Source organism: Pedobacter sp., assembly GCF_045628745.1.
In the GTDB taxonomy this organism is placed as follows: domain Bacteria; phylum Bacteroidota; class Bacteroidia; order Sphingobacteriales; family Sphingobacteriaceae; genus Pedobacter.
In genome coordinates this window covers 1-8,523 of the sequence record NZ_JAZQPU010000277.1, presented here as the reverse complement: position 1 = coordinate 8,523, position 8,523 = coordinate 1, and the positions used below count along the sequence as shown (strand labels likewise).

4 protein-coding genes and 1 pseudogene are annotated in these 8,523 nt (G+C 38.7%); 3 read left to right on the top strand and 2 right to left on the bottom strand.

From position 1 onward, the window contains the following. A pseudogene (locus ACR2F7_RS10480) lies at positions 1-844 on the bottom strand (alpha-glucuronidase); the annotation flags it as partial. Positions 845-872: 28 nt separating this feature from the next. Then, on the bottom strand, positions 873-3,497 hold the full coding sequence (locus tag ACR2F7_RS10475) for a glycoside hydrolase family 3 C-terminal domain-containing protein (protein WP_432713521.1): 2,625 nt from the start codon (positions 3,495-3,497) through the stop codon (positions 873-875). A 341-nt stretch (positions 3,498-3,838) separates the two neighbouring features. Between ACR2F7_RS10475 and ACR2F7_RS10470 the strand changes: the two genes are divergently transcribed. From ACR2F7_RS10470 to ACR2F7_RS10460, 3 genes are all read left to right on the top strand, one after another. Beyond that, positions 3,839-5,515 (top strand): glycoside hydrolase family 43 protein, encoded by a 1,677-nt coding sequence (locus tag ACR2F7_RS10470; protein ID WP_432713520.1) that lies wholly within the window; start codon positions 3,839-3,841, stop codon positions 5,513-5,515. 11 nt (positions 5,516-5,526) lie between these two features. Continuing rightward, on the top strand, positions 5,527-6,618 hold the full coding sequence (locus tag ACR2F7_RS10465; RefSeq protein WP_432713519.1) for an endo-1,4-beta-xylanase: 1,092 nt from the start codon (positions 5,527-5,529) through the stop codon (positions 6,616-6,618). Between the two features lie 178 nt (positions 6,619-6,796). Beyond that, positions 6,797-8,523 (top strand): ligand-binding sensor domain-containing protein (locus tag ACR2F7_RS10460; protein WP_432713518.1); only part of this gene is annotated, 1,727 nt, incomplete at its 3' end.

Genomic DNA, 8,523 nt, shown 5'->3' with positions numbered 1-8,523 from the left:
GGGTACGACCAAAATCCTGAGGACCAGGCTCACCTTCGCTATTTGCTTTCACTAAAAAGCCACCAAAATCGGGAATTAACTTGTATATTTCCTTTGTTTTTTCCGTCCACCATTTTTTAACCTCAGGATCCAGGGGGTCTGCAGTTTTAAGTCCACCGATGAGTACCGGTGATGAAAAAATAACTGACAAATAAGTTTTTAACCCATAAGGACGCAGCACGGCTGCAATTGCTTTTACTTTTTGCAGGTATTTGTCTGTTAAAATTAATGGGGAGGCATTGACGTTGTTTAACACGGCACCATTAATACCGATGGATGCATTTGCTCTCGCATATTCACGCCATAAAGTTTTGTCTTTTTCAGTAACGGTAAGCGCATCTTTCTCATTTCTCCAAAAGATAGAATTTCCTGCATAACCACGTTCCACAGAGCCATTTAAGTTATCCCAGTGGTTAAGGATCCTGTGCATATAGGATGGGTTAGATAAAACCTTGTTGATGCTTTGTCCTGTAGCTTGCCTGCGTAATAATTCATATACCCCATAAAGGATTCCAAATTCTGTATTGGCGTTTACTGCAGCATTTTCTAACATAAAACCATCTGTCTTGATAGAGGGCATAGCTTTTAAACTAAGCGTAACTGTTGCATTTGGAGCACCCTGCCATCCATCTTTTAACTCTTGAATGGCCAGGTCCAGGACAGTAGATTTTTTAGTGCTGATTACCTTTACCGGAATAGACGTTTTTTTATTTAGCCACAGCTGATGGCCATCATCAGCTGTGGTTGATAAACAAAATAGGTTGATTAAAATTAGGGTTAGGAGGACTGTTTTTATACACTTCATGCTTGATTTCTTTAATTAAGCCACTTCATTAAATGACGGTGATGCTCTTTTTGATGATGTTACCACTGGTTTTATTGCCTTCGTCAGGCTGACTTCCGCCAATACCTAATTCAACTTTTCCCTTGAATTGAACAGCAGTTCCGTTAGCATCTATATAGGAAAGGTCTTTAGGGCTCAAAGTAAACTTAATGATTTTACTTTCTCCAGCCTTTAAACTGATGCGTTGAAATCCTTTTAAGGCTTTCTGTGCAGTTTTGATGGTTTTATTTTGATTGATCAGGTAAAGCTGGGCAACTTCATCTCCACCCATTTTTCCTGTATTTGTAATGCTTACACTAACAGTTAAGTTCTTTCCTTTTGAAATTGTAGCGGGTAAGCTTAGGCGATCATAATTGAAGGAAGTATAGCTTAGTCCATAGCCGAAACCGTATAGCGGTTTGCCTTTGAAGTATCGGTAGGTGCGGTTCTCCATGCTGTAATCGTTAAAAGAAGCAAGGTCCTGGTCATTTTTGTAAAAGGTTACCGGTAAACGACCTGCCGGGTTATAATCACCAAAAAGCACGTCAGCAACTGCGGTTCCTGCCGCCTGTCCGCCATACCAGGCATTCAAGATAGCAGGGATTTGTTCAGCTTCCCAAGGAGCAGCAATTGCACTGCCTGTCATCATCACAAATACAACTGGTTTGCCAGAAGATTTTAAGGCTTTCATCAAATCGGTTTGAACACTTGGCAGCATGATCGAAGTACGGTCGCCACCATTAAAACCAGGGTAATCAACTTTCATTTCCTCGCCTTCTAACTGTGGGGAAATACCTCCGGCAAAGATGAAAACATCAGCATCCTGATGACGGGCAATGAGCTGGTTAAAATCCGTACGCTGGTAATTTCCGGCGCTCAGCTTAACATTTCCTTTACCATCACCTTGCCAGTATTCTACTTCAACTTTATAGGTAACATCTTTTTGTGTATTCAATTTATAGGTTCTGGCACCCCATCTGTTTCTCGACCAGGCATCAATGACGGTTTCGCCATTAATGATAAATTTATAACCATCATCTGCCTCCAGTTCAAAAGTGATGTAACCATTTTCTGTTGCTTTAAAATTAGTGGTATAACGGGCAGAGAAATTTTTTGCTTTGATATTGGCGTGAATCAGTTCACCTTCCTGCCAAAATTGATCCAGCTGCTGTTCCATTCTTTCCAACTCAGGTTTGCCACTCAAGTCTTTATTATTGAAATACTCGGCTTTAAACCCTTGTTGGCCATCGAAACTATATTGCTTAGAGAGGTTTGAGTAGTTTAACAAAGTATCATTGGTAAAGTTGATGGCATGCTCATAAACAACCTTTGTATTTTGGCCAACTTTATCTTGAATGCCTTTTAGGATAGTGGCAATGTTAGATGGAGTACCATTGTAATTACCCAAAACAGAGATAGCGTTATCTGCATTTGGCCCTAAAACAACAATCTTTTTGAGCGATTTACTTAAGGGTAGTGTATTGTTTTCGTTTTTAAGCAATACCATTGATTGTTGCGCCATTTTTAAAGCATGTGTTTTGTGAGCAGGACTTTCTAAAACGGAGGCTGGTGTTTGTGCATATTTAACGATGGAAACCGGATCAAACATCCCTAAGCGAAACCTGATCATGAACAAACGTTTAACAGATATGTCTATCTGCTTTTCAGTGATCTGGCCATTCTTTACTGCGGTTACCAAAGCTTTGTAGGCTTCTGTTCCGCAATCTATGTCTGTTCCGTGAAACACAGCATCTGCTGCTGCGGAAGCAGCATCTGGATGCGTTTTATGATTTTTGTAGAAATCATCAATAGCCCAGCAGTCGGAGGTTACATAACCTGTAAACTTCCATTTTCGCCTTAAAATATCTGTCATGAGTAAATCGCTGCCACAGCATGGTTGTCCCTGGAAGGCATTGTAAGCACACATTACCCCTGCAACTTTAGATTCGGTAACTAATTTTTCAAATGCAGGAAGGTAAGTATCCCAAAGATCGTAGGCGCTCACATCAGCATTGAAAACATGACGGAGTGGCTCTGGTCCACTATGTACTGCATAATGTTTTGCACAGGCGGCAGCTTTTAAGTATTTTGGATCGTCGCCCTGTAAGCCTTTTACAAAGGCATCACCTAATATCGCGGTAAGATAGGGGTCTTCGCCATAAGTCTCTTGTCCGCGCCCCCAACGTGGGTCTCTGAATATATTGATGTTCGGTGTCCAGTAAGTGAGGCCCAGGTAACGTTCATTTGTTCTGCCTTCAGCCACCGCTTTATTATAAATTGCCCTTCCTTCTAATGCGGAGAAATCAGCCATTTTATGAAGGGAGTTTTGATCGAATGTTGCGGCCATTGCAATTGCTTGCGGATATACCGTTACTTTAAATGGCGTTCTGGCAACGCCATGCAAGGTTTCATTCCACCAATCATAGGCCGGAATGCCCAGCCTTTCTATGGCTGGTGCAGCATTCAGCATTTGCGAAACTTTCTCTTCAAGGGTTAGTCGCTTGACCAGGTCATCAACACGCTGCTCAAATGTTAACTTATAATCACTAAAGGGAAAGGTTTGAGCTTTGGTGGCTATAAAAGAAAAAGAAAGGAACAGGATACAGGTAAACTTCAGGAGTAATTTTATTTTCATGTGGTTCAATTTATAAGGAAGGTAAAGAGCTTATCTGTTACTTCCAATGGCTTATGATTTGGTTAGATAAAAGTAGAAACCTTGTATGCGGATAGGTAGTTCGTTTGTAATTAAATATAGAACAAATGTTTAATAAGACTAGGATGCCTGATTTAAAAATTACCGTTACCATCAAAAGTTATAAAAATTAAATCAGGAAATTCAAATTGTATCTCCTCAAAATTGTATCCCTGAAAAAGAAGAATTTGCTGTAGAAATACAACATTTATACCTGTAAATTCAACAAATGAGGACACTTTCTTTTATGGGGCCAGCTAATTTTGAATATCAATTTATCTTCCATGCAGAAAAAGCTTATTTTCCTTTCATATTTAATAGTGCTGGTTAGTTTATGCTCAAATGCCAGGGCGCAGATGACTTTAAAAAATCCTATCCTTCCAGGGTTTTACCCAGATCCGGCAATATGTAAAGTAGGAACAGATTACTATATGGTCACGTCTACATTTGTGTACTTCCCTGGTATCCCTATCTTTCACAGTAAAGATCTTCAAAACTGGAAGCAAATTGGTAGCGCCATAGACAGGCCCGCACAAATGGATTTCATGGGAGAGCAAATTTCAAGAGGTTTATTTGCACCGTCTATCAACTTTAACAATGGCACCTATTATATTACCTGTACTGATATTGACAATGGCGGTAATTTTATCCTTACCGCTAAAAACCCTGCCGGACCCTGGAGTAAACCTATTTATATAAGAGAAGCAAGAGGCATTGATCCTTCCTTATTTTTCGAGGGGAATAAAACCTATATCATCTACAATAGTGAGCCTCCTGAAAATAAATCACTTTACAGCGGACATAGAACAGTAAGGATGTATGAGCTTGATCCAGCCACACTGAAAGTTATGGGCACCGAGAAAATCCTTGTCAACGGGGGCGTAGATCTCAGCAAAAAACCCGTTTGGATTGAAGCGCCTCATATTTACAAGAGAAACGGTTATTACTATTTGATGGCTGCAGAGGGAGGAACCAGTGTAAACCATTCTGAAGTAATCTTAAGAAGTAATGATGTTTGGGGGCCTTATATTCCTTATGAAAAAAATCCTATTCTCACGCAAAGGCATCTTGATCCTAAAAGGAAAGATCCTATATCTTCAGTGGGCCATGCAGATTTGGTAGATGGACCAGATGGAAATACTTATGCTGTGTTTCTGGCGGTGCGACCATATGAGCGGGATTTTTACAATACGGGCCGTGAAACTTTTATTGCGCCTGTTAAATGGGTAGATAATTGGCCAATCATCAACCCAGATCATGAAGAAGTGCAATATAAATATCAGGTAAGCTGGAATGAAGATAAACCTAAAAATCAATTGCCCCTTTCCGGGAACTTTGATCTCAAAATTCCATTTAAAGATAGCTTAAACAATCAGTTTTTGTTTTTACGTACGCACAATAATTCCTGGTATAATTTTAAGGAAAATAAAAATGCACTGACACTGAAATTGTTACCTGAAACAATTATGGGGAAAGGTAACCCGGCATTTATCGGCAGAAGGCAGCAACATTTGTTAAGTTCAGCTTCCACGGAAATGGTATTTTCAACCAAAAAAGCAAAAGAGAAAGCAGGCTTAGTGATCTTTCAGAATGAAACTCATTTCTACTACTTATGTAAATCCTATGATCATGATAAAAATGTAATCCAGTTGTTTAAAGGTAATCCTGCTACAAAGGAAATGGATTTGGTAAAGCAGGTTGATATTCCTGGTACGCAGAAGAACATATACCTTAAAATTGATGCTGATAAGGATGTTTATTCCTTTTGGTATGGCTTAAAAGAAAATGACATGAAGCTATTGCAGGATAAGGTTGATGGAAAGTATTTAAGTACTGCAGTGGCAGGTGGCTTTGTTGGTGCACTTTATGGCATCTATGCAACAGCAGATGGGGAACAAAGTACAAATAATGCCATTTATAAATGGTTTGGCTACAAAGGAAATGATCATACTTATCAATAGTACCAAAAATAATGAATAAATTGATGTGGAAGCGTTTTCAATTAGCGCTGGTTATTATTTGTTTTTCTGTAGGATGTAAATCTTTATCGCAAAATAAAGCTGATGATAAAGGGCTTGCCGCTTATTATAAGAACTATTTTCCAATTGGGGTAGCGGTGAATATAAAAACCTTAAGTGGTGATGAGTCGCAGCTTCTTTTAAAGGAATTCAACAGCATTACCCCTGAAAATGCGATGAAGATGGAATCTATCCATCCACGTGAAGATTTCTATTTTTGGCGCGATGCAGATTCCATGGTTAACTATGCTCAAAACCACCATTTAAAAGTTCGTGGACATAACCTGTGCTGGCATGAACAAGTGCCCAACTGGTTGTTCAAAGACCAAAAGGGTAATGAGGTTACAAAAGAAGTACTGCTTCAACGACTAAAAGATCACATCACCACAGTCGTTCAAAGATATAAAGGTAAAATTTATGCATGGGATGTTTTAAATGAAGTGATAGGTGATACTGATGAGGAGTTCATCAGGAATTCACCTTGGTATAAGATCTGTGGCGAGGAATATATTGCTAAAGCATTTGAGTATGCGCATGCCGCTGATCCGGAGGCCTTACTTTTTTACAATGACTATAACACAGAGCGGCCCATCAAACGTGATAAAATCTATCGCTTGCTCAAAAAGCTGATTGACCAAAAGATTCCTATTCATGGGATAGGTTTACAAGCCCATTGGTCAGTTTTTGAACCCTCTGAGAAAGATTTACGCGATGCTATAGAACTGTATTCTTCCCTGGGCTTGCAAATTCATTTTACGGAGCTCGATATGTCCATCTATCCATGGGAAAAAAACAAAAGACAAAAACTTGCAGGAGAGAATGACCAGCTGACGCCAGCGCTGGAACGTAAACAAATTGAGCAGTACGCTAAAGTATTTAAAATTTTCAGGGAATATAAAAACATTACCAGTGTTACTTTTTGGAATGTCTCTGATCGCTATACCTGGTTAGATTATTATCCGGTGCCAGGCAGAAAGAATTATCCGCTACTATTTGACCAAAATTTACAACGTAAAAAAGCCTATGCGGAAATCATCAAGTTTTAAATAACAAGTTTTTACAGGAGATCGACGCATTCTTTAAACTTATGTAGCATAAAAAAATACATTTGTTGCTAGGCAATGGTAAAATTGTATCTATTTTCGTTAATAACCAAATGTACCACCTGTAACTCCTGGAGTAATCCAGAGTTTAATACTGCCAGGTATACTTATTATTAACCAAATGATCATGCTAAACCGGGCTATTGTAAAAAGTTTGTATTGCTGTTTATTGTATTTCTTCCTAAGCGTGTTTCCGGGCTATGCACAACAGCAAAGAATAAACTTTACCTCTTTAAAAACAAAAGATGGACTTTCTTCAAATACGGTCAATGCAATCTTAAAAGATCGCTATGGATTGATGTGGTTTGCAACAGAAGATGGACTGAATAAATTTGATGGAACAAATTTCACCGTTTACAAAGTGAAGTCTGGTGATCCTTCAGGAATACAAGCTAATTATATCAGGGCCCTGCACGAAGATGAGTTAGGTAATTTGTGGGTGGGAAGTTCTGGTGGTTCCCTGAGTTTATATGACAGGAAGAAAAACTCCTTTATAAACTTCCCTGCCAATACTGGGGGGAATTTAAGCAGCGATAATATACATGCAATTTATAGTGATTATAAGGGTAAAATATGGGTTGCCACGTATAGTGGCTTAGATCTTTTTGATCCTATAACTAAAAAAATCACTAAACTTCCTTTAACAGCAAATTCCAAAGAATCATTTCCTGCCTTAGTCATCAGTTGCCTTTATGAAGACAGTAAACATAGAATGTGGATTGGTTCTAACAGCGGACTATTTTTATACGACAGACAAACAAACTCATTTAAACAATTTAAAAACGCTGCTGCAGATCCTTTAAGCCTTGGTGGTAACGATGTAACTTCAATTGTGGAAGACCATTCACGCAATTTATGGATAGGTACGAAGAATGGCCTCAGTCAATTACTGCCAGATGGTAAGTCATTTAAACGGCTAAAACATGAACCTAATAATCCAAATTCTTTAACCAGTAGCGATGTGCTTAGTATTGCTGCCAATCGCGATGATCAGTTATGGATAGGTACAGAAGAGGGTTTGAATATTCTAAATATTAAAACTGGTGAAATTACAAGTTACAAGCCTGACTCCAGAAATATATACAGTCTTAATGGTAAATCAATAAGTTGCATATATGTAGATAACCAGGGAATTACCTGGTTGGGCGCTTATCATGGCGGCATTAATAAGTATGATGCCAATCTTAATCTTTTTCAGCTCAAACAAGGGAATGTTTTTGACCAATATGGCCTCAACGCATCGGTAGTTACTTCATTTGCGGAGTATAAAAATGATGAGATTTTTGTGGGAACAGATGGTGGTGGGCTTAATTTATTTAACCGTAAAACTGAACTGTTTAAACGGTTTAATTTTTCCCTCGCAAATGGAAGCCAGCTGAATAAAAGTTCCATCATGACCATGGCCTTAAGCCGAACTAAGAAATTATACCTGGGGACCTATGCTAATGGCTTGGTGATCATGGATTTGGCTACAGAAAAATTCAGCCAGTTGATGAGTGATAAAGCGGAAGGCTTAAATAGCAATGATATATTTTGCATTAAAGAAGATAAAAGAGGCAAAGTTTGGATTGGTACTAATGGTGGTGGGGTAAATGTTTTAGATGCTTCAAATCAGGTAATTGCGAAATACTGCAACAATACTAAAGCAGCAAATGAACAAAATTACCCTGGAAATAACTTTATTAGATTTATTGAAGAGGATAACCTTGGAAATATTTGGATTGGCTCTTACGGATCTGGAGTGACTGTCTTTAATCCACAGAGTAAAAAGTTTACCCTTCATAACAAGGCTAATAGTAAACTGCCAAATGACCTTTCTTTGTCGATTTTACAAGATCACCTGGGCAA

Bases quoted from the DNA above. Each gene is read 5' to 3' on its own strand.
- ACR2F7_RS10475 (WP_432713521.1), bottom strand. From the start codon at position 3,497: ATGAAAATAAAATTACTCCTGAAGTTTACCTGTATCCTGTTCCTTTCT.
- ACR2F7_RS10470 (WP_432713520.1), top strand. From the start codon at position 3,839: ATGCAGAAAAAGCTTATTTTCCTTTCATATTTAATAGTGCTGGTTAGT.
- ACR2F7_RS10465 (WP_432713519.1), top strand. From the start codon at position 5,527: ATGAATAAATTGATGTGGAAGCGTTTTCAATTAGCGCTGGTTATTATT.